19 protein-coding genes are annotated in these 22,373 nt (G+C 44.3%); 9 read left to right on the forward strand and 10 right to left on the reverse strand.

Going from position 1 to position 22,373, the window contains the following annotated elements:
* Positions 1–44: 44 nt before the first annotated feature.
* The 5 genes from cuyB (at position 45) to CSHOW_RS10525 (ending at position 6,043) form a co-directional block, all read left to right on the forward strand.
* Positions 45–728 (forward strand): cysteate racemase, encoded by a 684-nt coding sequence (gene cuyB, locus CSHOW_RS03680; protein WP_002946334.1) that lies wholly within the window; start codon positions 45–47, stop codon positions 726–728.
* Between the two features lie 84 nt (positions 729–812).
* Positions 813–1,571, forward strand: a complete 759-nt coding sequence (locus CSHOW_RS03685) for a hypothetical protein (RefSeq protein WP_002946335.1) — start codon at positions 813–815, stop codon at positions 1,569–1,571.
* Between the two features lie 278 nt (positions 1,572–1,849).
* Positions 1,850–4,222, forward strand: coding sequence for a tetratricopeptide repeat protein (locus CSHOW_RS03690; RefSeq protein ID WP_002946337.1), 2,373 nt, complete (start codon positions 1,850–1,852; stop codon positions 4,220–4,222).
* 378 nt (positions 4,223–4,600) lie between these two features.
* Positions 4,601–5,695, forward strand: a complete 1,095-nt coding sequence (locus CSHOW_RS03695) for a hypothetical protein (RefSeq protein WP_002946339.1) — start codon at positions 4,601–4,603, stop codon at positions 5,693–5,695.
* A gap of 225 nt (positions 5,696–5,920) precedes the next feature.
* Complete coding sequence (locus CSHOW_RS10525; RefSeq protein WP_002946347.1) at positions 5,921–6,043, forward strand: hypothetical protein; 123 nt, start codon at positions 5,921–5,923, stop codon at positions 6,041–6,043.
* A 37-nt stretch (positions 6,044–6,080) separates the two neighbouring features.
* On the opposite strand, the gene CSHOW_RS03700 is transcribed toward CSHOW_RS10525, so the two are convergent.
* The 4 genes from CSHOW_RS03700 to alaS form a co-directional block, all read right to left on the reverse strand.
* Positions 6,081–8,006, reverse strand: coding sequence for a transglycosylase domain-containing protein (locus tag CSHOW_RS03700; RefSeq protein ID WP_002946358.1), 1,926 nt, complete (start codon positions 8,004–8,006; stop codon positions 6,081–6,083).
* Positions 8,003–8,548: a septum formation inhibitor Maf gene (gene maf, locus CSHOW_RS03705; protein WP_002946361.1), complete on the reverse strand. Its 546-nt coding sequence runs from the start codon at positions 8,546–8,548 to the stop codon at positions 8,003–8,005. The genes CSHOW_RS03700 and maf overlap by 4 nt, the downstream gene beginning before the upstream one ends.
* Entirely contained in the window at positions 8,548–9,042 is a 495-nt protein-coding gene (locus CSHOW_RS03710; protein WP_002946363.1) for a hypothetical protein, read from the reverse strand. The genes maf and CSHOW_RS03710 overlap by 1 nt, the downstream gene beginning before the upstream one ends.
* Before the next feature lie 240 nt (positions 9,043–9,282).
* A complete protein-coding gene (gene alaS / locus CSHOW_RS03715) occupies positions 9,283–11,832 on the reverse strand; it encodes an alanine--tRNA ligase (protein WP_002946364.1) in 2,550 nt (849 codons plus the stop codon).
* Positions 11,833–12,009: 177 nt separating this feature from the next.
* On the opposite strand from alaS, the gene CSHOW_RS03720 reads away from it, so the two are divergent.
* From CSHOW_RS03720 to CSHOW_RS03730, 3 genes are read left to right on the forward strand one after another with little or no spacing between them, the layout of a single operon-like run.
* The gene (locus tag CSHOW_RS03720; RefSeq protein WP_002946367.1) at positions 12,010–12,870 is read left to right on the forward strand and encodes a Gfo/Idh/MocA family oxidoreductase; all 861 of its coding nucleotides are present in this window, start codon (positions 12,010–12,012) and stop codon (positions 12,868–12,870) included.
* Positions 12,867–13,799: a ferrochelatase gene (gene hemH / locus CSHOW_RS03725; protein WP_039895021.1), complete on the forward strand. Its 933-nt coding sequence runs from the start codon at positions 12,867–12,869 to the stop codon at positions 13,797–13,799. The genes CSHOW_RS03720 and hemH overlap by 4 nt, the downstream gene beginning before the upstream one ends.
* Positions 13,800–13,839: 40 nt before the next feature.
* Positions 13,840–14,295 carry a hypothetical protein gene (locus CSHOW_RS03730; protein ID WP_002946386.1) on the forward strand — a complete coding sequence of 152 codons (456 nt, stop codon included), beginning with the start codon at positions 13,840–13,842 and terminating at the stop codon, positions 14,293–14,295.
* Between the two features lie 419 nt (positions 14,296–14,714).
* On the opposite strand, the gene hpf is transcribed toward CSHOW_RS03730, so the two are convergent.
* From hpf to fliW, 6 genes are read right to left on the reverse strand one after another with little or no spacing between them, the layout of a single operon-like run.
* On the reverse strand, positions 14,715–15,248 hold the full coding sequence (hpf, locus tag CSHOW_RS03735; protein WP_002946391.1) for a ribosome hibernation-promoting factor, HPF/YfiA family: 534 nt from the start codon (positions 15,246–15,248) through the stop codon (positions 14,715–14,717).
* Positions 15,249–15,299: 51 nt separating this feature from the next.
* A complete protein-coding gene (locus tag CSHOW_RS03740; RefSeq protein WP_002946392.1) occupies positions 15,300–15,782 on the reverse strand; it encodes a hypothetical protein in 483 nt (160 codons plus the stop codon).
* A complete protein-coding gene (locus CSHOW_RS03745) occupies positions 15,782–16,711 on the reverse strand; it encodes a type II secretion system protein (RefSeq protein WP_002946393.1) in 930 nt (309 codons plus the stop codon). The genes CSHOW_RS03740 and CSHOW_RS03745 overlap by 1 nt, the downstream gene beginning before the upstream one ends.
* Before the next feature lie 5 nt (positions 16,712–16,716).
* Positions 16,717–17,328, reverse strand: coding sequence for a prepilin-type N-terminal cleavage/methylation domain-containing protein (locus CSHOW_RS03750; RefSeq protein ID WP_002946394.1), 612 nt, complete (start codon positions 17,326–17,328; stop codon positions 16,717–16,719).
* On the reverse strand, positions 17,322–21,164 hold the full coding sequence (locus CSHOW_RS03755) for a hypothetical protein (protein ID WP_002946395.1): 3,843 nt from the start codon (positions 21,162–21,164) through the stop codon (positions 17,322–17,324). The genes CSHOW_RS03750 and CSHOW_RS03755 overlap by 7 nt, the downstream gene beginning before the upstream one ends.
* A 19-nt stretch (positions 21,165–21,183) precedes the next feature.
* Positions 21,184–21,567, reverse strand: a complete 384-nt coding sequence (fliW, locus tag CSHOW_RS03760) for a flagellar assembly protein FliW (RefSeq protein WP_002946402.1) — start codon at positions 21,565–21,567, stop codon at positions 21,184–21,186.
* Positions 21,568–21,718: 151 nt separating this feature from the next.
* Here fliW and CSHOW_RS03765 point away from each other — a divergent pair, with 151 nt between their 5' ends.
* Positions 21,719–22,366: an outer membrane protein assembly factor BamD gene (locus CSHOW_RS03765; RefSeq protein WP_002946404.1), complete on the forward strand. Its 648-nt coding sequence runs from the start codon at positions 21,719–21,721 to the stop codon at positions 22,364–22,366.
* Positions 22,367–22,373 lie beyond the last annotated feature (7 nt).

Genomic DNA, 22,373 nt, shown 5'->3' on the forward strand with positions numbered 1-22,373 from the left:
GCCGAGACTTCGCTCTCGGCTTTTTTAAATTTAAGGACTTTTTCATGAAACGAATCGGAATTTTAGGCGGCATGGGGCCGCTAGCTACGATAGATCTGTACGCCAAGATCGTAGAACTCACAAACGCCGCAAAAGATCAGGATAATATCCCCATCGTAATCGACAACCATCCGCAGATCCTCGACCGCACGGCGTATATCCTGCACGGAGGCGAGGATCCGTTTCCTTTTATGAAAGAGTCCGCGACGAGGCTCAAAAACGCGGGCTGTGAGGCTATCTGCATAGCTTGCAACACGGCTCACTATTTTGCCAAGCGTCTAACCGACGAGTGCGGCGTAAATATCCTGCACATAGCTAAAATTGCGACCGCGTCGATAAAGTCGAATTTCCCGCACGCTAAAAAGATCGCCGTCATCGCCACCACAGGCACGACCGCGGCTAAAATTTACGAAAATGAGCTGATCGCCGCAGGCCTAGAGTGCGTAAAAATCCCCGAAAATTTGATGACAAACATCATGGACTGCATTTACAAGGGCGCCAAAGCAAACAAGCTAAAAGAGTACGTTGAGCTCTTTAACGACACGATCGCGGCTATCGAGGCTGACGCATATATCGCGGCTTGCACGGAGATACCGCTGTTTTTGCCGTACGCGACGAAAAAAGATAAATTCGTAGACGCTACCCTCGAGCTTGCTAAAGCAGCCGTCAAATTCGGCCTAGAAAAATAACTAAATTTGCGTCTAATCGGCGCAAATTTACCCCCTCTTAAAACAAATTTTTATAAAATCCAAGCTAAATTTAAAGGATAAACGATGAAATTTGGCGAATTTAAAAATGCAAAAACTTTAAGCCTGGCGAGCCTACTTTGCGAGCAAAACCTGCAGCTAGCAAAGCAGATAAAGCAAAATGAATTTTTATATATTTCTTGCTTTGAGGATAAAATTTTAGGTACAGAAAATCTCGTTCGCTGTGAGATCGGATCGGCTAGCTACGTGCTGGCTTTGCTTTGCAAATATTCGCTCGACGCGGCTAAATTTGATGAGCAAACGCGCGAATATTTTGAGGGGCTAGACGAAGGATACCTAAGCGGCGAGTGTAACGTCGGCGAGGAGGAGTTTGAGCAGATCGCGGAGTTTTTAGAAGGGTGCGAAAATATCGTGATCGATAGCTCCTTTTTATCCCATGCGGATGCGAAAAATATATTAGAGTTTTTGCAAATGCTCGGTAGAAACGTCGTTTTGGCTGACGCAGAGCAGGGCGAGTTTAAAACGGACGGCGAGCTAACGCCGTTAAAAGAACCTGAGAGCTTTGACGGCAGCGTCGTGTTTTTTATGGATGAGGCGGACGGGCCAAATTTGAGCGGCGAGGTAAAGGAGCTAATCGGCTCGGCGTCGTTTGCCGCCGCTGCAAAGGTAAAAGACGGCGATATAGTAAGCGTGCAGGCTAAGGGCGTAGAAGCAAAGGCTAAAATTAGGCTAGAGCCACAGATGAAGGGCACGGTTGCGCTTTGCAGGGCGAAATTTAGCGGATACGCGTTTAAGCTGGTTAAAATCGTAAAAATGGCGCAGTAGCTAGTGCAGTTAAATTTGGCGGATAGTTTTATCCGCCGAGGCGCGCTACGCTAAATTTAATCTAAAAACGCGGCGTCGTAGCGTCAAATTTGACCGCCGAACTAAAATTTGCCCGCAATCGACACTTTAAAATCCAAATTTCCTGGGTATGCCAAAGTTAAATTTAGGCTAAATAAAATTTTATCCAAACGCGCTAAATTTAGTAAAAAAATAGCCTTTAAAGCGCGTAATATTCGCTTTTATAGCGCTTTTTAAACGAAAAAGGGTATAATGGTCGCATGAGAAAATATTTTTTACTTTTTTTACCGATTTTGGCGTTTTCTTTTAGCCTGAGCGTAAATTCGGGCGCAGAGGACGGCAGGCCCTACACCGTGATAAACGTCAGCGACGAGAAGGGACTCGTCTGCAAAGAGGAGATCCTCGCCTACGACCGTAAGCTTTATTTTTGCGATCTTCCTGGCGGCGCGTTGCCGAAGGTCGAGGATAAAATTTTGGCTCTTGCGGAGGTGAGATTCCGCGAGGAAAAAGGCGGCATGCGGGTCTATATCGTGCCGCACGCGAGCTCCCGCTTGATATCTTCTAGCGAGTCTCTTTACGGCGCATCCGCCGTGCCGTTTAGCAAAAACGGCGGTGCAGCCAAACGCCACGCCATCGTGATAGATCAAAATTTAAACGAATTTAAAAAGCAAGCAAATGCGGGGATAAATTTTGCCCCGATATTTGAGCAGATGACCGCACCTAGCATCGGACCGCTAGATCTAAACAAGGCCCCTATAGAAAGCGGCGACAGCAACGATATAAACATGTACCTGGATGTGAAAAAAAGCTATGAGGCCAAGCGCTACGACGAGACGATAAGCACGACGCAGACGGCGCTACGCCGATATCCAAATAGCATTTTCGCCAGCGAGTTTTTGCTCTATAGACTGCGCGCCTTGGATAAAATTTTAGACTCGCAAAATAGCTTTGATGGGCTTGGTGCAGCAGATGTAGCAAGCGAGGGGCGCGCGTGGATGCGCAGGTTCGTATCGGACGAAAACTACCCCGAGGTGCTCTATCTCGTGACCAAAGCCTACCTCAGGCAGGAGCTCGTTAGCGACGCGAACTACACGCTAGATATCCTTAAAAGCGAGCATCCAAACTCAAATTTCACCAAGCTAGCCGAGCTTGAGTTTGCCGATAAGCTCTACGCCTCCGGTAGGCAGGACGAGGCCGTGAGGATGTACGAGGACGTGCTGTACTCGGCGCAGACGCTAGACGTAGCTAGCCGCGCGGCTCTTAGCCTCGTGCAAGGTAGCATCGACAAGGCCAAATTTGACCGCGCCAAGGACTTTATGCTTAAGATTTTAAACAGAAATCAAGAGTACCTACTAAACGACGCATCCAAGCTAATGGCGCTGGCGGGGGTATTTCACGAGAAAAAGATGGACGATATCGCCGCGAGAATTTATGAAATTTTACTCGCTAGATTAGACAAAAACGATGATGACTACGAAACCGTGCTAAAAAATCTAGGCATCGCTCTAGCGGGCACTCCCGATACGCAAAAAGCATACGAATACCTAAAAAGATACCAAAACGAGTTTGCGGACGGGCAGTATACCGCCGCCGTACAAAATGCGCTAGATAAGCTATTTTTTGCAAGAAACGACGAGAATAACGCGACAAAGTTACACGAGCACTACGACGCGCTTATAGATAAATACGGCAAAACGGACGTCGGCGCCAAGGCGCTAAAAGAGCAGGTCGCGCTCTATCTAAAAGAGCGTAAATTTGACTCCGTCCTGCGCTATACCCAGGCCGTGCGCGATCTAAACGATACGGACGCAAGCGCCGTTTTAGCTCAGGCTGCGCTAAATTTAGCGAGTGAAGCCATTCGCCAAAACGACTGCGCTATGGCTGTAAATTTGACCGAAAACTACGGCGTAGGCGAGAAAATCGGGGCTAAATTTAAGCTCTTTGACTGCTATATGCGTCTATCGCGCTTCGCCGCCGCGCACGAGCTCGCCTCGCAAAATATCCTTGCGCCCGACATGCTCGACCGCGTGGAGTGGCTCATCAAACTAGCCTCCGTTTTGATAAAAACGGAAAAGTATAACGACGCCTTGCTCGTGGCAGACGAAGCCCTAGCTATCGCGTCTAGGCAGGAGTACGCCGACGTTTCGCCCGTGCTTTTTTATAGATTTGAAGCGCTGATGGGGCTAGGCAGGCTCGCCGACGCCGCCGCGACGATAACGGCTGTCGAGACGCTACGCAAAAACGACTTTAAGGTCATCGAGCTCTACGACCGCATGGCCGAGGCGACGTATGGCGCGAACGACTTTTTAAACGCGTCGGTTTACGCCAAAAAGGCGATCGACCTACAAAAACGCCTACATATCGCCACTTTTAGCCCGAAAATCGACTTTGAGTACATCGGCTCGCTAAGCAAGCTGGATAGGCTGGACGAGGCCTTACAGGCCGCGCAAGAGCTCATAGATACGCGCCTAGATCCCGAAAACAGGCTGCGAGCGCTAGCTCAGATATCGGAAATCTACATCAAACTAAAACGCGAAAGCGAAGCAAAGCCGTATCTACAGGAGTGCGTCGGCTCAAACTTGCAAAGCTCGTGGAAGGCCATCTGCGCCGAGCAGATGAAGCTCGTGGAGTAAATTTTGAGCTTTTGCTTTTTACGTTAAGTTCGGCCAAAATTTGACTGAAAAACCCGCTCAAATTTAGCCGGGAAGCTCGGGTTAAATTTGAGTTTGATCGCCGTAAATAGGCGGTGCGCTTTTATTTTATCGCCATACCCTAGCTTGTGCGGACGCTACACTATATTTTTATTCGTGGATCTTTTTACGACAAACGAGTCAAATTTAAGTTCTTTTTCTTTGTTGTTGCTTGATTAAATTTGCCAAGCGGCGGTAAAACGTAAAATTTTCAAAACGTAGCTACGTTTTTGCTATCAAATTTAATCCCCGAATTTTGGCGCCTTACTACGTCAAATTTGATATAATTTCTAAAATAAGCGCTTGTAAAAGGAGTTAGCCGTGAACGTAAAATTTCAAGCCGAGATGAAAGAGCTGGACGAGAAATTTGCCGCTATCTCTGAGGACGCAAAAAGGCGGTATGATAGGCATAGGTTTATCAGGCGGGCGATTATGACGTACTGGTCATCGACGTTTGTCGTTTTTTATCTTTTTGCGATGTTGGCGCCGTATTTGAAATCATTTTTTGTAAACAATGGCATAGAATTGCCGCCTGAAATTTTTAGCTATATTCGGGGTGCTGTGAAGATAGTTGTGCCTATTTGCGCCACCATTTATGTTTTAAGGCGAAGTAAAACCAAGCGATACAGCTATCTTTTCGTGAGAGATCAGCGCGCTAGCTTCCTGGCCTTTAGGATAGAAAATTTTGCAAGTATAGTTTTGATTTTATATCCGATTTTGCTTATTTTGGGGTCATTTTTCGCAAGGGGCGGCGGCGGATACGGTGTTTATGCGTTTTTATACGGCCTTGTCGCGGCTCCGATTTGCTTGCTTGTTTTTGCCGTATGCTACTCTTTGAACATAAGCTCATATGAGCCCGCACCCGAGGGGGCAGATCTGCGCAGGGAGTCCGGCTTAGCGGCTCAAAGCGCGAAGTCCGCAGAGGAAAAACTAGACGAGCTAAATGACCTGGACGCAAAATTTGATCAAATACCTTGGGGTTTAAAAAATCGTTACGACGTGCATAGGCTTATCAGGCGCGCTAGTATGGCATTTATCGGATTTACGCTCATGGTTTCGTGGTTTGCGAGCTTTATAGGAAACATCTTAGGAGTTGCATACCTTGCCGTGGTGCTAATTTTGCCGTATATTTTCACGAAAATTTACCTAAAAAGCCACCCTACGAAAAAGTACAGCAAATTTTTCATAAAAAATCAGCGACTTTGTTTGACGATTTTTACGGTTGAAAATTTAGCTAGTATTGCTTTGATCTTGTATCCGCTTGTGCTCATAATAGCAGCTCTGATCGCTAGAAATGACGAAAAGACAATGAGCTTGCTTTTGAGCGGTTCAAACGTATTGTCGGCTTGTCTGGTTATCTTTGCGGCATGCTATCTGTTTAACCGAAGTACGTATATCCCGAAAGACGAAGCGTAATTTCGTACAATTTGAGCGGCGTTTGATGCGGTTTTTGCTCTTGGCGGGGCGGTAAATATAAACAGTATGGACACTGCTTGTTTTTGAGGCTTGGTTAAATTTGGCACCTAAGATAGTGTAAAATTTGGACCGTTTAAATTTGGCTTCAAATTTTTTGGATTTGCGGGCAAGTTTAAATTTGACGAGACTAGAAATCAACAAGCAAATTTAAAAGCGCTTTTAAAATTGGGTTTTAACCGTGTGAGATCAAATTTGACCGTAAAACCTGAACGTAAATTTGAAGTAAGGGTAAAAAGCGGCTTTGAAAATGGGTTCAAATTTGACGAGGCGGTGGCTAAATTTGCATAGCAAATCGCTCAAATTTAGCCGGCATTCTGGGGTAAAATTAAAAAATCAACCCCTCGTCGTCTTGTTTTATAAGCGTATCTTGCGCGTCTTGTTTCGGTACCGGCGAGATCTTCGTATAGACCTCGATCAGGCCCTCGTACGCAGTGTGAAAGACGCCCTCTGGCTCGATAAAGGTTTTTTGTTTTAGCGGGTACTCCTTCATATAGCTTTCCATAAATTTCTTAAACACCGGCGCCGCGGTACGTCCGCCGCCTTCTACCTTTCTCATCGGCGTGTTGTCGTCGTTGCCGTACCATACGACCACCTCGACCTCAGGCGTAAATCCGCAAAACCACGCATCTATGTTGTTATTTGTCGTGCCTGTTTTGCCCGCTACCTGCACGCCGTTTAGCCTCGCGCTTTGTCCCGTGCCGCGCTCCACGACCGTTTTCATCATATCGGTCATCAGGTATGCCTGCTCGGGCTCAGTGACGAACGTCCGCTCAGGCTCAAAAACCGCTTCTAAATTTTGATAGTTTATGATGCGTTTTATCAGGCTTGGCTCCACGATCTCGCCGCCGTTTGGAAACATCGAGTAAAATTTAGCAAACTCCAATGGCGAGATGCCAAAGCTACCAAGCGCGATGGAGAGGTTTTTAGGTATATTTTTAAAGCCCATTTCGGTTAGCTTTTTATACGCCGTATCAAGCCCGATCTCGTCGAGCAAATTTATCGTGGCGAGGTTGCGCGACTGACGCAGAGCCTCACGCAGCGTGATATAGCCCTGGAAGCCGCCGCTGTAGTTTTTTGGACGCCACTCGTACTGGCTACCTTCGTTAAAAACCCTTGATATATCAGCAGCCTTGCTCATAGGCGAGTAGCCCATGTCTAGAGCAATCTGATAGATAAAGGGCTTAAAGCTAGATCCCGGTTGGCGCATACTCTGCGTGGCGCGGTTATAGCTGCTTTTGGAGTAGTCTACGCCGCCTACTAGCGCGAGGATCTCGCCCGTTTTAGGTAGCGTAACGACGATAGCGCCGTTTAGGATGCTGGCGTTTGCGTCTTTGTTACGTTTTAGTATCTCGTTGTAGCCGTATTTTAGCGCCTCGGACGCCATATCTTGCACCTTTAAATCGACGCCGGTTTCGATGACGTAGCCGCCGGTTTTTATATCCTCAAAGCGCTTTGAGGCCTCTTTTAGCACCTCGTCCACGATGTACGGGGCTTTATTTTGCGTGAGCGTATCGTCAAAAACTACGGGCTGCTCGACTAGCGCGGCCTTGTACTCTGCGTCGCTGATCCAGCCTAGTGCGTTCATCCTTGCTATGACGTTGTTTGCGCGGCTAAGCGATAGATCTAGGTGGCGGGTCGGGTCGTAGGTGCTGGGCGCTTTTGGTAAGCCCACTAGGATAGCAATCTCTTTTAGCGTGAGCTCGTCAAGCTCCTTTCTAAAGTATCCCTTTGCTGCGGTTTTTATGCCATGATAGCCGTGTCCTAGATAGACGTGATTTAGATAGCGCTCTAAAATTTGCTCTTTGGTTAGCTCGTTTTCCAGCTTCATCGAGATGATCATCTCTTTTAGCTTACGGGTTAGCTTTTTTTCTCTGGTTAATACCATGTTTTTAACTAACTGCTGCGTTAGCGTGCTAGCGCCCTCGACTAGTTTGCCCGCCTTTATGTCCTTAACGATAGCTCGCGTGATAGCCTCGGGATTTACGCCGCCGTGCTCAAAAAAGCTCGTATCCTCGATCGCTACCAGCGCCTCGATGACGCGCGGCGGAATGTCTTCGTACTTGACGTAGATCCTGTTTTCGTCAAAGATATTTGCGATGAGTTCGCCGTTTCTATCGTAAATTTGAGTCGTGAGCTTTGGCTTAAAATCGATGATATTTGACGCATCAAAGGTAACTTGCGAATAAAGATAAACAAACGCCGCACTCAGCGAAACGAAGATAATAAACAAAATCGAAGCTAAAATTCTCATAAAAAGGCCTTTAAAATTTTCACGTTTAGCCCCATTGCGGTGCTAGTTTCGCCGTTTTGGCTTAGGATGTATTTTTTGTTGAAATTTTCTATCGTCATGGCTCCGGCCTTGCCCTGCCAAAGATCGCCCGATAGGTAGTTTTGTAGGTCGGCTTCGTCAAATTTGGCAAATTTATACTCCGCAAAGCTGACGTTAAAAAGCTCGAATTTCTCGCCCAAAAATATCATCGCAGTTACGATCCTGGCGGTACTCCCGCTTTGCATTTGTAGCATTTTTAGAGCTTCCTTTTCGTCCTTTGCTTTGCCTAAAATTTTACCGCCACATACGACGACGCTATCGGCGAAAACGACGTTTTTTGCATTTTCATTCGCTTTTAAAAATTGCTCTTTTTTTGCCGCGACGATCTTTTGAACGTAAACGTGCGGCGGTAAATTTTTATCTACGCCGCTCTCGTCGTAGTCGAAAAAAACCTGCTCAAATTTAACACCGTGATCTCGTAAAACCTTAGCTCTCGTAACCGAGCTCGAAGCCAAAATAATCATCAAAACTCCCTATAAGATACGCCAAGATATGCCGCCAGCAGCGCAAATGCGACGTTTAGCGGGATGAAATAATAAATCGTAACGATGAGATTCTCGTGAAGCTCGATGTATTCGCTATTTTGCAGGGATTTTGAGGCTTTGTTTAGGCGGTACGTGACGTAAATAACGTTTAAAAACAAAAACCCCCAGATCGCCCATTTCGTCGTTAAGATCGTATTTAACATCGGATCAGCGTTTTTGATCGCGTTTTGTTTGGCTAGTATCGCGCCCGTTACGCCCATTACTGCGATCGAGCCGTAGATAGCGTAGCCTAGGCGCTTTAGCATGGAGATTATCGTTTGGTATTTTTGCGTGTCGCCTTCGATATTTTTCATAAAAAATTTAGCGATGAGTAAAAAATTTGCTTGAAATCCGATGAAAACAACTACGGAGAGGATGTGGATAAAGGGCAGGGCGCTGCTAATCTTTGCAAAAGCTATGTTAAATTCGGGCATTTGTCCCCTTTGATCTAAAATTTTCTCGCGCTAAAGTAAAATTGACGGCGGTAAAACTCGGCGCCAAAATGCGCGAATAAAATAAACTCATAAACTTATATTTTCCTTTAAATTTTATCTCGGTTCGTAAAACGCAAATTTCGGATTTGCTTTACGGTGTCAAATCTGGCTTTTAAATTTTACGCCGCAAAAACCGCGGTCAAATTTAAGCGATTTTCTTAAATTTGACCGACGCCAAGCTTATTTTTCAAGTTTGATTTTAGCAAACTCTAACGCCTGCCTGATCGCATCCTCGATCGCAAGTACGTTTTTGCCGCCTGCGGTGGCGAAATCATCCTTGCCGCCGCCGTTTCCGCCTAAAATTTGCGCCGTAAATTTGACCCATTCGCCCGCTTTTAACGGCGCGTTTTTCACGCCTGCGGCCATAGCAATTTTGCCCTCTTCGTTTACTTGCACGAGCAGGATCGCGGCCTTTTCGTTCTCGTTTTTAAACTCGTCTATCGTTGCCTTTATATCGCCGCCGTCAATCACTGCGACGCAAAGTTTTGTCTCGTTTACGTTCACCACGGCTAGCGCGTGCGCGTCTTTTGCCTGCTTAGTTTTATCTTTTAGGCTTTTTATCTCGGCTTTTAGTTTTTTTACTGCATTCATCGGCTCAGCGCTTTTTAGCTCGGTTTTTAGCTCTTCGATCTCGCCGCGCCAGGCTTTTGCTAGATTTAGCGCGGCCTTAGAGCACACCGCTTCGATCCTACGTACGCCCGCGCTCACGCCGCCTTCTTTAGTGATGAAAAACGCTCCGATTTGGCTTAAATTTGCTACGTGTGTACCGCCGCAAAGCTCCTTGCTAACCTCGCCGAAGCTTAGCACGCGCACCTTGTCGGCGTATTTTTCGCCAAATAGCGCGATTGCGCCGCTATTTTTGGCTTCCTCGATGTCCATTATCTCTGTTTTTGCCGCGATACTTTCGGCGATTGCGCTATTGACGAAATTTTCGATCTTTGTTAGCTCTTCCGCCGTCACTGCCTTTGGATGCGAGAAGTCAAACCTGAGCCTGCTAGCCTCGACGCTAGATCCGGCCTGCGCGATATGCGTTCCCAGAACGCTTCTAAGCGCGGCATGGAGTAGGTGCGTGGCGCTGTGGTGGCGCGCGATCTCGGCTCTTTGCTCGCTTACTTTTAGCTTCACGGTATCGCCGATTTTAAGCTCTTTTTTAACCGCAACGTTTGATAAATTTAGCCCGAAAAACTTCTGCGTATCTAGTACATCGGCCACGCCCTCTATCTCGCCGCTGTCGCCTGCCTGGCCGCCGCTTTGGGCGTAAAAAGGCGTCACGTCAAACATCGCCCAGCCTTGTTCGCCCGCTTTTAAAATTTGAGTTTCTTTAAAATCCTCGTCGAGCAGTGCTAAAACCCTGCTCGTGCGCTCAAGCTCCTCGTAACCGCTAAATTTATTTTCGCCGAATTTCTCTAAAAGCGCCTTAAAATCGCCCTTTGCGCTCTTGTCACCGCTGCCTTTCCAAGCAGCCTTAGCGCGCGCTTTTTGCTCGCTCATTAACTCGTCAAATTTAGCTTCATCGACTTTGAGTCCTTTTTCGCGTAGCATGTCGGCGGTAAGATCAAGCGGAAATCCGAACGTATCGTAAAGCTTAAACGCAGCCTTGCCGCTAAAAATATCTTTCGTGCGCGCTAGCTCGCTCTCAAAAAGCTCTAGTCCGCTTGCGATCGTGGCTAAAAATCTCTCTTCTTCGAGCCTGATTTGCTCTTTTACTGCCGCTTTTTTCTCGTTTAGGTAGGCGTAGTGACCGCCCATTAGCTCGCAGACTTTATCGACGAGACGGTACATAAATGGTTCTCTGATTCCAAGCAGATATCCGTGTCTGATCGCGCGGCGCAGGATACGGCGAAGCACGTAGCCGCGGCCCTCTTTGTCAAATGTAGTGCCTTGGGCTAGTAGGAAAGTCACCGATCGGATGTGATCGCTGATGACGCGGTAGCTAGCGCCGCTCTCGTAAGCGTAAGGCTTGCCGCAAAGCTTTGCGACTTCTTCGATAAGAGGCATAAAAAGCGAGCTATCGTAGTTGCTAAATTTGCCTTCCATTATCGCCGTGACGCGTTCAAGCCCCATGCCCGTGTCGATGCTCGGTTTTGGTAGCGGAGTTAGCTTTCCGTCGCTACTACGCTCGTACTGCATGAAGACTAGGTTCCAAATTTCAAGGAATCTGTCGCCGTCGCCGCCCATGTAGTCCTCAGGCGTGTTAAAATGCTCGCCGCCTTGGTCGTAAAAGATCTCCGAGCACGGTCCGCACGGTCCCGTATCGCCCATCTGCCAGAAGTTATCGTGATCGCCGAATCTATAAATGCGCTCCTTTGCGATGTGCTGCTCCCATAGCGCAAACGCCTCGTCGTCGCTCTCGTGGACGGTCACGTATAGGCGGTCTTTTGGTAGTTTTAGTACCTGCGTGACGAACTCCCACGCATACGCGATAGCGTCTTTTTTGAAGTACTCGCCGAAGCTAAAGTTTCCCAGCATTTCAAAAAACGTGTGATGGCGCGCGGTGTAGCCGACGTTATCTAGGTCGTTGTGCTTGCCGCCTGCGCGGATGCAGGTCTGACAGCTCGTGCGGATCGGCGGAGTAGGGCGCGGTACTTCGCCGGTAAAAATGCTCTTAAACGGCACCATGCCGGCGTTTGTAAAAAGTAGCGTAGCGTCGTTTGGCACTAGTGGCGCGGACGGGATGATCTCATGACCCTTGCTTGCAAAAAAATTTAAATAAGCCTCTCTAATATCCATCGTTTTTCCTGATTAAAGTTTTAAAATAGGGCTGATTTTATCATAAATTTGATAAAACTTGTTTGAGGCCCGCTATAAAAAGGCGTCGGTAAAATTTAAAAATCGCTCGCATTATCCGTTTAATTACTATTTTTGACTATAATTGCCTAAAAAACATTAAATTTTGGAAAAAAGATTATGAAAAAACGAGTTGCGATAATAGGATTTGGAAACGACGCGAAGCACTACTATAACGAGCTTCGTCGCTCCGAACACTTCGAGCTGGCGGCGATTTTTGACGGCGTTAAAAATAGCGAAATTTGCGGACGGATTCCTTTTTACGATAATATAAACGACCTTTTGGACTCCGTGCGCATCGACGCTCTCATCGTTACCGACACGCATAAATATCTAAATTTGATACCTAAATGCCTAAATTTTATAAAATTTATCATGCTTGATCCTTGGCTTTGCAAATCAGGCGAGATAAGGGAACTAAAATACTGCTTTAAATCCCAAAATATAGGCGCTTACGTGGCTTTTATAGATAGATTTAATCCCGTTATCGCCTCTATAAAAAAAGAACTCGCCAAAGAAAAAGATATTTTTTCGATAAATATCGCTCGAGGGTTTAGTAGGGGCGTAAATTTGCAGCTTGAAATTTTACAAAACATCGATGTTGCAAGGTTTATAACGGGTAGCGAGATAATCTTTAGCAATAAAGTTTCAATCCAAAACGACGACAAAAGAAGCGAAACAGACTCACTTTTCCAGCTTAAATTTAAAAATCAGACGCTAGCTAGTATCCACAACTCAAAGCGCTTTAAAGCAGAACGCTTTACGATCGAATTTGCCGCGAACGGGGGCGTGTATTTCGGCGATATGCTGGGCCTTAAGCTAAACAAATACACGCTTGACGGGCAGCAAAATTTGAAAGTTTACAGCGACGTTTCGCCGGTTAAAGCACTACTAAATGAGTTTTATCAGGCATGTTGCGGCGCAAAAAGCGATCTAAGTACGCTCGAAGACACACTAAAGGCTCAGGAGGTTTGCGAATGAGGCTAATTTTACTGCTAAATATGGGCGGACCAAACGACCTTAGCGAGGTTGAGGTATTCTTAAAAAATATGTTTAACGATCCTTATATCCTGGGGATAAAAAGCCCGTTTTTGCGCAAATTTGTTGCGTTTATGATAACCAAATCTCGCCTAAAAGCCGCGCAAAATAACTACCGTCAAATCGGCGGAAAATCGCCTATCTGTGAGCTTACGGCGAGACTATGCGGTAAAATTTCGCATTTTTTAGACGATGATACGGCGGTAGCTTTTGCGATGAACTACACGCCGCCTTTTGCGAAGGATGTTTTAGCTGAGTTTACGGAGGCTTCGGAGATTGTTGTTTTTCCTCTCTACCCACACCACTCGTTTACGACCGTAACGTCTAGTATAAGCGACTTTGAAAAGGCGCAAGCCGAGCTAAATTTAAAGGCGAAAGTAAAAATCATCGAGCCGTTTTTTGAGGATGAGAGATATAACGAGGTTGTCGTAGATGACATCGAAAAAGCTGCGCGTAATCTAAACTCAGGCGATATAATGCTGGTATTTTCGGCTCACTCTTTGCCGCAAAAGATGATCGATGCTGGCGACGTTTATGAGGAGCATGTCAAGCGTCACGTTCAAATTTTAACCGAAATTTTGGAGAAGCGAGGAGTCAAATTTAAGCAAATTTTGCTCGCATACCAGTCAAAGCTAGGCCCTGTAAAATGGCTCGAACCCTCACTAAATCAAGTGCTAGCCGAGATAAAAGACAAAAAAGTGCTCGTTTATCCGATCTCCTTTTGTATCGACAACTCTGAAACCGTTTTTGAGCTATCAAAGGAATTTCGCCATATCGCCAGTGAGTTAAATTTTGATTTTTATGACGTCGTAGGCTGTCCAAACGATAGTGAAAAATTTGCTAAATTTATTGCCGAGAAAGCTAAGGAATAAAATTTGCTTGCGATAATGTATCTTTTATAAAGGATGCGAAATGACGATCGAAGAGCAAAAATTTATCCAAAAGATTTTGGCCGAGCTTGCGCAAAAAGCCATAGAAAAGACTGCAAAGGCGGTAAAAGGCGCCGACTTTGAAAAAGAGCTCAAAAAAGCCGTTGAGCCGATAAAAACCGCCAAAGAGCCTGATGTGGAAGGTTTTAAAAAGACTCTTACGCAGCTTGGCGCAGCAGGATTTTTATCACAGATGAACGAACAAAAAATCCAGGAAAAGCTAAGTATCAAAAAAGAGGAGCTGATGGAGGCTCTAGGGCTAAATACCGATATGAAAAAAAGCCTAAGAGATGAGCTTGAAACCGTACTGGACGATCTTTTGACCAAATATGAAAAAGAGCTACGAGCTAGTTTGCAAAGCAACTCCTTGCTAGAAAAACAGCAATCTTTGCAAAATAAAAATCCGTCGATGCTGGGCACGGTTTTAGGTATCGTATAAATTTGGCGTAGTTTTAAGTCGCGGCGAGTCGGCGGTAAAATTTGAGTTTGATGCTTAGTGATTAAAGCCTTAAAAGTTCGCTGAGGCTAAATTTTGTAATATACTAGAACTCATATGTTTTAAGTGTGGCTACCGATGAGCTTTTTGATTGACAATAAAAAGAATTTTGTAAAGTATCCTCAAAAAACAAAATGGCTGTTTTTCTTGCGATCATTAAATTTAAAAAATAGCTTTTCAAATTTGATCTTGCTAAATTAAACAATCTTGTATTTAAAGCTACCTATCGGTGTTGCACAAATTTGCTTATCATTAAAATTTAAGCAATGCGTCGCGAAGTCGGTAATAAATGATCGAAGTTTGATTAGTGGTTTTGTGGATGTGAAAGTAAAAAGGCGAGAGTTTATCTCGCCTAAATTTGATTAATAAAGTCCGAATTTGCCGTCAGAGCGCTTGTAGATCACGCGCATTTTGGCGTCCATATCGTTAAATACGTAAAATTGTGCATCGCTATCTTTTAGCTTTTGCATAGCTTCCTCGATCTCTAGGGGTTTATATAGCTCAAGCTCCATAGGGATTATCTCATCTGCTTCGCCGTCACTCGTCTGCTCTTCTGCGATCGCAGCTCTAACAGCTTTGCCGTCGTCTTTGTTTTTGACGGTGGTGTTTTTGTCATGCTCGCGGCGAAGCACCTTTGACGCGCGCTCAAGTGCAAGATCAACCGCAGCGTACAGATCTTTATCTTTGTGGCGGATTACGATCGTGTCTTTTTTTGCCAAATTTAGCGCAAATTCTACGCTAAAGCCTTTTTTACCGTTTTTTTCGTCCGCAGAAACTACGCAACGACCCGAAATAATATCCAGTCCGTATTTGTTAAGCGCATCAAATGCGTTTTCTATGTGTTGTTTGATTGAGTCTGTTAGGTCAAATTGTTTACCTACGATGCTTAGATTCATCATCTCTCCTTTACGTTAAAGTGCTAACATTATAGCATATAAAGTATTATTTTAGAGCTTTTGAATCGTGCGTCTGTGAATTCTTATCGGAGGGACATTGGCATTTGCCGACCTAACGACTACGTCTAATATAACCGTTCCGGCAGATGCAGCGGTAGATATCGGGATTACTGCCGTACCTCTGCCGGCAGTACCGTCGCAAGCTCCTATGGTGCCGAGTGCCATATTTGCTGTTACTGTTACTGTAAACAAAGAGGTGGCGACGTTGTTGGTTGGAAAAGTTGTTTGTAAAATAGGAGTAGGATTACCCGCGTTTAAAAATGCGCAGTTTGCTACTTGCGTGAAATTTGTGTTTAGGAGATTGAAAACAGCTATCTCGGTAGCGCCCTGAGCTAAGAGTTCGGCTTGTTCTCGCAAGAATACGTCCGATGTTTGTTTTGCCGTAGTTGCAGAAGTATTTAGCGAAAACATAGCCAAAGTAGCTATCAAAACTATAAAAATAATCGCCGTTACTAAACTAAATCCTTTTCTCATTAGTATATCGCCTTTGTTTTGCATACAGTAGTCTCGGCCTCTGCAGGCTCTAGCGATCTGCCGGCGTCCCTTATGCATAGTTTTAAAACTATAATACCGTTTGCTTCCGTAAAGTTAAATCTCGTTACGTTTGTAGCTAGCAGATCTGAGTTTCCGTTATTGTACTCTTGTCCTGCCCATGGGCGAAAATTATAATGAAGGAATAAGCTAAAATCTCCATTGGCGCTAGCCACGCCAGGAACTACCGCATAAGCCGTATGAAGTAAGTAGTATTGTTCCGAGATAAGAGCATCTCTGTAGTTTGCTATACTTAGTATGTTATTTTGACCATTGGCTACTATGGTGCCTATGGAATTTGCATTCGTTCTGTTATAGCCAAAAGAAGTAGCGGGGTTAAGACTCATGTTTTTAAACACTATGCCTATATTGCCGTTGGCTATGCTGGCTGCACTGTTGGTGAGATCTCTTATATTTTGATCGGCTGAGAAGTTAGGTGCAGCCGCGGCTACGGCCAATCTGCTTCCGGGAGTCGATATTGTTCCGCTTCCGGCTATGGCTGCTATTGCGGTATTTGGACTACTCAGGTCTGCAAAACCGCTCCATCCTCCGTCCTGAAAGCTCTCGTAGCTATAGGTTATCCATTCAAGAATAGGATAGGTGCTGTTTAGTCCCGCCGCGCTAGTAGATACGAAAGCTCCGTTTCCGTTGGCGGCCGGCTGTTTTCCTATTGTTGAACCCCTAACTCGTATGGCAAGTCTTTTTGAAATTTGCTCTAGAACTAATTCGGTTTGCGTTTCTAGGGTATTGATGGCTCTACTTTGGAGATAGCTTCTATATATATTAAGAGTCATTTGGATGCCCATATGCGATAATAGTCCTATTATCACTATAACGACCATTAGTTCAAGTAGCGTAAAAGCTTTTTTCATTTTACCTACCAGACCTTGGTTAAAATCACGGGCGCGTCGCCGATATTGGCCGAATATGCTCGCAGGATTATCTGATGGCCGTTTCCTTGTCCTCTAGTGTTTTGAGTGGTTGCCGTTACGGCAATCTCCCGTACGTCATTGTCTGCTGCGCCGGACATATTTCGCGAGAGATTTACGTTGCTTACCAAATTTGCCGTTATTATGCTATCTCTATCGTATCCTGCGGCGCTAATTATCTGCGTACGTCTTCCGTTAAATGAGTTCAAAACGCCTGTTCTGTTTTCCCATGGACTACACGCTACGCCTGTTCTTGCTATATTGGAAAAAATTCTTCTTCCCTCTTGCGGTATGCCGTTTCGGGTATAAAAATTTGCCAAATTTCCAAATATCGGAGTCGAAAGTCTTTGGAAATCGCCCCGTCCGGTGCAACTCCAAGCTGCGGTAGAGATGATAGCTAGTCTCGTTTTTGCGTCCATTACTGTTTCTTGTATTATGGCTAGGCTGTTATTTTCCGATACTCTAGAAAATACATTTGGCACTACAGCCATCGTCAATCCCATAATAACGATGGCTAGTATAAGTTCTATTAAAGAAAAGCCCTTTTTTGCTCTTACCATTCTATTCTCTTGCTTGGTTTATTTATGATATTATTTAGCCTGCCGCCGCCTCGCGTACCCACGACATTACCTACGCCTACGTCCGTTCCGTTTTCATCTAGCGCTTGTCCTCCCCAGTTTACGTTATTTGACGTAAAGTTAACGGTAAAGCGATTTACGGCAGCCAAAGCATTTATCGGGTCAAATATAAGCCAACTTGAGGCAGGCATACTGATCACGTCCGTACCTACTATGGTGCTTGATAGCCCCATGTTGCCTATTCCGTTTGCCGGAATCGGAGTGGCCGGAGCTATAGTAGTCGTAGCAGCGCCTGCTAGTGCCCCGCTCGTTCCTTGAGCTAAATTTGTATGAGCCGCATTTACAAACCAATTACTCGCTTGCGGTAGCTGAGTGCCTGCGGCTAGAGCATATATGGCGTTATTGCAAGCGTTACAATATATGCCGTAGTATAGATTTTCGTTAAATCCCGCTTGCGGTCCGGTGTATGTCGGCGCATATACCCTGCCGTAGTAAAACTGCGTTGTACTGACGACGGTAGGTTTTGCGTATGCAGCGCCGGCTACGGAGTCTGTATCCGATATATTGCCTATCGTTAAGTTTTGGTTGCTTAAAGTAAATGGATTTTTAGGTATATTTACGCTTCTTGCAAAATTTAGCCTTACAGTTACAGGTGCCGTGCCGCCGTTAAAAGCGTTGGCGTTTACGCTATATGCGCCATTGTTTGCTACGGCGTTTACTTTTCTTACGAAACTAGGCGGATTGTTATCAAAAAATATAATTGCATCTCGAATATCTGCAAGCGTCGCCACGCCGCCGTTGTTTGTTCTAAAGTCGCCTAAAATTTGATCTATCCCCAAGGTAAAGCTATTGTTTCTAGAATAGCAACCGGCACGGTATAGCGTAGCAGCCGTCCTGGCAGCATCGCCCAATCTAGCCGTTAGATTAAACGTTACGTTTGCTCCCATAGGCGCGACGTTTGACATATATGTCATATTTCCGCCGGCAAAGTTAGTTACGGTTAAATTCTGCGCCGCTATATCATTTGGTACGAATAGCAAATTTTGCTCGCCTCTAGTTTGGGTATCACAACCTATCTTGCCATTTGCGTCTTCTGTCGTGGTATCGCTATCTGTTATGCAGTCGCTAGGATTGCCGCCGGTGCCTCTATCTACGTTTGTCCACTTCGTATCTTTGGCGTGTATGGCGACATGCCCTATATTTGGATATACGAAGTCGCTAGTAGCGCCGCCGCCTTGGGATATTTTTATTTCTCCTAGTCCGTTAGTGGTATCGGCTTCTAGGTTTATACCGTTTAAAAACGTAAAACCGTCGGTGCAAGTTGCCGGAACTAGAGTCGATCTTCTAAGCGTAATAGGTTTTATATTTGTCGAGTAGTTGGCTGCCGTATTGTTTTCATTATCTATGGCTTGTACCCATATATTTTTATACGCTCGTCCTCCGACCATGTTTCCAAAATTTGTCGAATTAGTGGTACTGTTGTAAATTCTCAGCTCCTTCGGCCTTATCGAAAACGAATCGGAACTACAAACTTTGTGGTCTATATTTTTTGCGTCTTTATATGAAAGTCTAAATATCAAATTTGGATAAGCTTTTTTGATCAAGATATTTTTTAGATCTATTATGCTTTTGCTGGCCAGGTCTGTTTTTAGTACTCGAATCGCTTGGCCGCCTTCGATTACGCTTGGTGCATTGTTGCAAGGTTTATTTGCTTCTATTACGTCTACGTAAACGTCGTTGGCAAAGTTAAAATCGTCAAGCTCTTTAACCTCGTTGCCGTTTTTTTCGCTTATGAATAAATTTACTAATTTAACATCAAATTTTCTTGCGGCAAGTTGAGTGAATAAATTTTCCGAATTACCCAATGCGCCGAATTTTTTATTTACAACTTTTGATGCTATACTTCCTACTCTTAGTTGATATTTTGTTTCGGTGCACTCTTCGATAGCGCCCTTATACACTAGCTTTATGCTAGGATTTTCAAAATTTGCGGTATATGAATTTCTAGCAAAAGCCTCTCCGAGTACCGTATCAAATTGTATAAAGGCTTGGTTACTACTTCCTATAGTACCGCCGTTGCCTCCACCGGCGCCTTGACCGACTAGGAATTTTAGCTTACCTGAGGCATAAGTTTGCAAATTTGTATTATCTGGGTTTTTATCTCCGGCTCCTACCGCAAATGTCGATCCTCTTCCAACATTAGGTCTTATAAATGTAGTATTGTTTACATAGGTCGAATTTTTTGGATCTAGCGCAGTGTTTACAGATAATTTTTGTGCTTCTTCGTTTCCGTTGTTTACTATTTGAAGCCTAACTCTTAGCGTATCCCCTTTTTTTGCGATAGTTTTGTTGCTGGCATTGGTGCTAACCGGTTCAAAGTCTTGTTCGCTAGTTTTATTTTTGTCCCTAACATATAGAGTTTCTATATAACATACTTTCGGTACATACAGATCGGTAGAAAACGCCAGCATACCCACGGTGGCTTCGTCGCCTTGTAGGCTACCACCAGGTCTTTTGATTATTTTTGCAGTTAGCCGTATGTCGGCAGACGTTTGTTTATTGGTAAGTTTTCCGGTAATATCGTATGTATCTAAATCCATACTCGCGTTATATTTTTTGCTAGGGTTTAAATGCTTATTAAATTTAGATATAGTGGAGTTAAACTGGTCGCCTTTTTGATTTAGGGTGTTGTCAAATATTGAGCTATACGTCGAGTAGCTATCTTTTCTAATCTCTATGTCTTCAGCCGAGATCTCGCTCGCTGCGCCGAATGAAAGAGTGGTAAGAGAGGAAACTACCGCACCGTTCACTGGAGTATAAAAGCCGCTAACCGTTATGTCTGCGCTTCTGCTAGCTCCCTTGTTTAAATCTAGCGGCGTTAGTAGCTTGATGCCGTCAAATATATTGACGCCTTTGGGTTTTATTTTTTTACCGTCTTTGCTACCAAAGTCATATACGATAACTAGCGCCCATCCTCCGTATCTAGGGGATTGTAGATTGTTAAACCATTTACCGTCGGTGTATGAATATAGGCCCGGAGGTATTCCATCATGAGTTTTTATATTTCCTGCGCTAAAAGTTCTGCTTGCTACGGTATTTCCTAGGGACTCTTTTACTAGCTCGGTAACATCAGCGCTTGTTTGATATTGAAATCTCATGCCCCTACTTGAGAGCGACCCAAACCAAAACGTATCTTTTTCGTGTGCGGTAATATTATAGTATCCTTTTGGTGTTCCGAATCTTATCGTATTGAAGTTTTTTATCGTATCAAAGTATTTATCTCTAGCCGTGTTATCGTTTGAAATACTCCAACCTAAAGAAAAACTTCCGGCCCAATAAAGTCTAGCATAAACAATTCTTTTTCCTACTATATCATTTGCTATGCTTGCTCCGTCGGTATTTTTCCTATCGGAAAAGTCAAAAGTCGCTTTTGATGAGTTTAAGCTATAGCTTGTATCCTCTTTTTCAAATACAACATTTGTAATGGACGTATGTATCGTAGTGGAACTTAAAATAGGCCTGTAATTATAGCCGTATCCTTGAGAGCTATTGCCTACGGTTCTTAATACGGAGGCCCCGATAGTCTCTATATCGCCGTATATTATCTTTCTTTCTTCTAGTCTTTTAATGCCGTACTGGTCTATTACCTCTTCATTTATGACTCTTTTTTGAAGGTTGGCGGTTTCTTTATTGTCTAAATATCTGCCAGATGATGCGGAAGCTAAATTATGTTCCAGATAATTTTTATCTTTTACTGCAAAGGCGCTACTTGCGCTTAGTAAAAAAATCATAACTAGAAAAAAATTAGAATTTTTCACTTGGTTTTCCTTAAAATTTTTACTTCTCAATAAAATCCGAAATTTTTTCAGCCTGTTTATACATCGGATAAGCCCATGCGTCAAGTACTACCTGCGAGAGCGTCATATTTGTCATATTGCAAACGATAGGAGCGATGAAATTTACCGTCGATGTCTCGATCGGGGTGCTAACGACCATAATATTATAAATCCTTAGCTCGCTTTTGTCGTTTATGTCCATCAGCTCCTGATAGTACGTCGGTATCTCAAATTCGTAATTTCTCAAGGCATACGGATTTATCGCGGTGAAAGATGTATCGTCGTCCTTGCTTTGAAGCTTTATGAAAAATTGATCCAGTTCTTTTAATTCATAACTTTTAATATGTTCAAAGCCTAAAATCGGACTTTTGACTTGAAAAATCATATATATCTCCTTAATTAAATATTTACTTTTTACGCGAATTGTATCCAAAATTTCCTATTTTTAAGCATAAAATGAAATCAAATTTACCGAAAAGCAATAAAAACAATGGTAAAATAGTCCGTTTTAAAAAATTTAAAATTTAAGGGAACGTATGAAAAATTTGATCAAATTTTTATCTGCGGTATTTTTTGTTTGTTTAATTGGCGGTTGTGCCGACAAATACACCGAGCTTTATAATCTAACGCCCGACCAGTGGTACTCTGAGATCATCGGCGATATCAAAAATCGTGACCTAGAAAGCGCCGACAAACACTATACGGCGATGTCTAGCGAGCATGTAGCTAGCCCGCTTTTGGAGCAAATTTTACTGATACTAGCTCAAGCTCACGCTAACGACGAAGAGTATCTGATGGCGAATTTTTACCTTGACGAATACCTCAAAAGATACGGCGACGGTGGCCCTAGGAGCGAATTTGCGCAGTATCTAAAAATAAAAGCGAATTTTGACTCATTCTCGCAACCCAATCGCAACCAAAAGCTAATGCAAGACAGCATCGCCGAGATAGAAAAATTTCTCTACATATACCCAAACACACAGTATCGCCCGCTGATCGAAACTATGCTGGTTAAATTTAAGCTCGCGATCTACAACCTGGACGTGCAGATAGCCGATCTATATGAGCGCACTGGCAGGGATGAGTCGGCGCAAATTTATAAAGAAAAGGTCCAGGCATCGCCGCTAAACGACGCAAATATCGTGCTTCCGCAGCTTCCTTGGTATAGAAAAATGTTTGAATAGGAGCTAA

The organism is Campylobacter showae (genome assembly GCF_004803815.1).
GTDB lineage: Bacteria > Campylobacterota > Campylobacteria > Campylobacterales > Campylobacteraceae > Campylobacter_A > Campylobacter_A showae.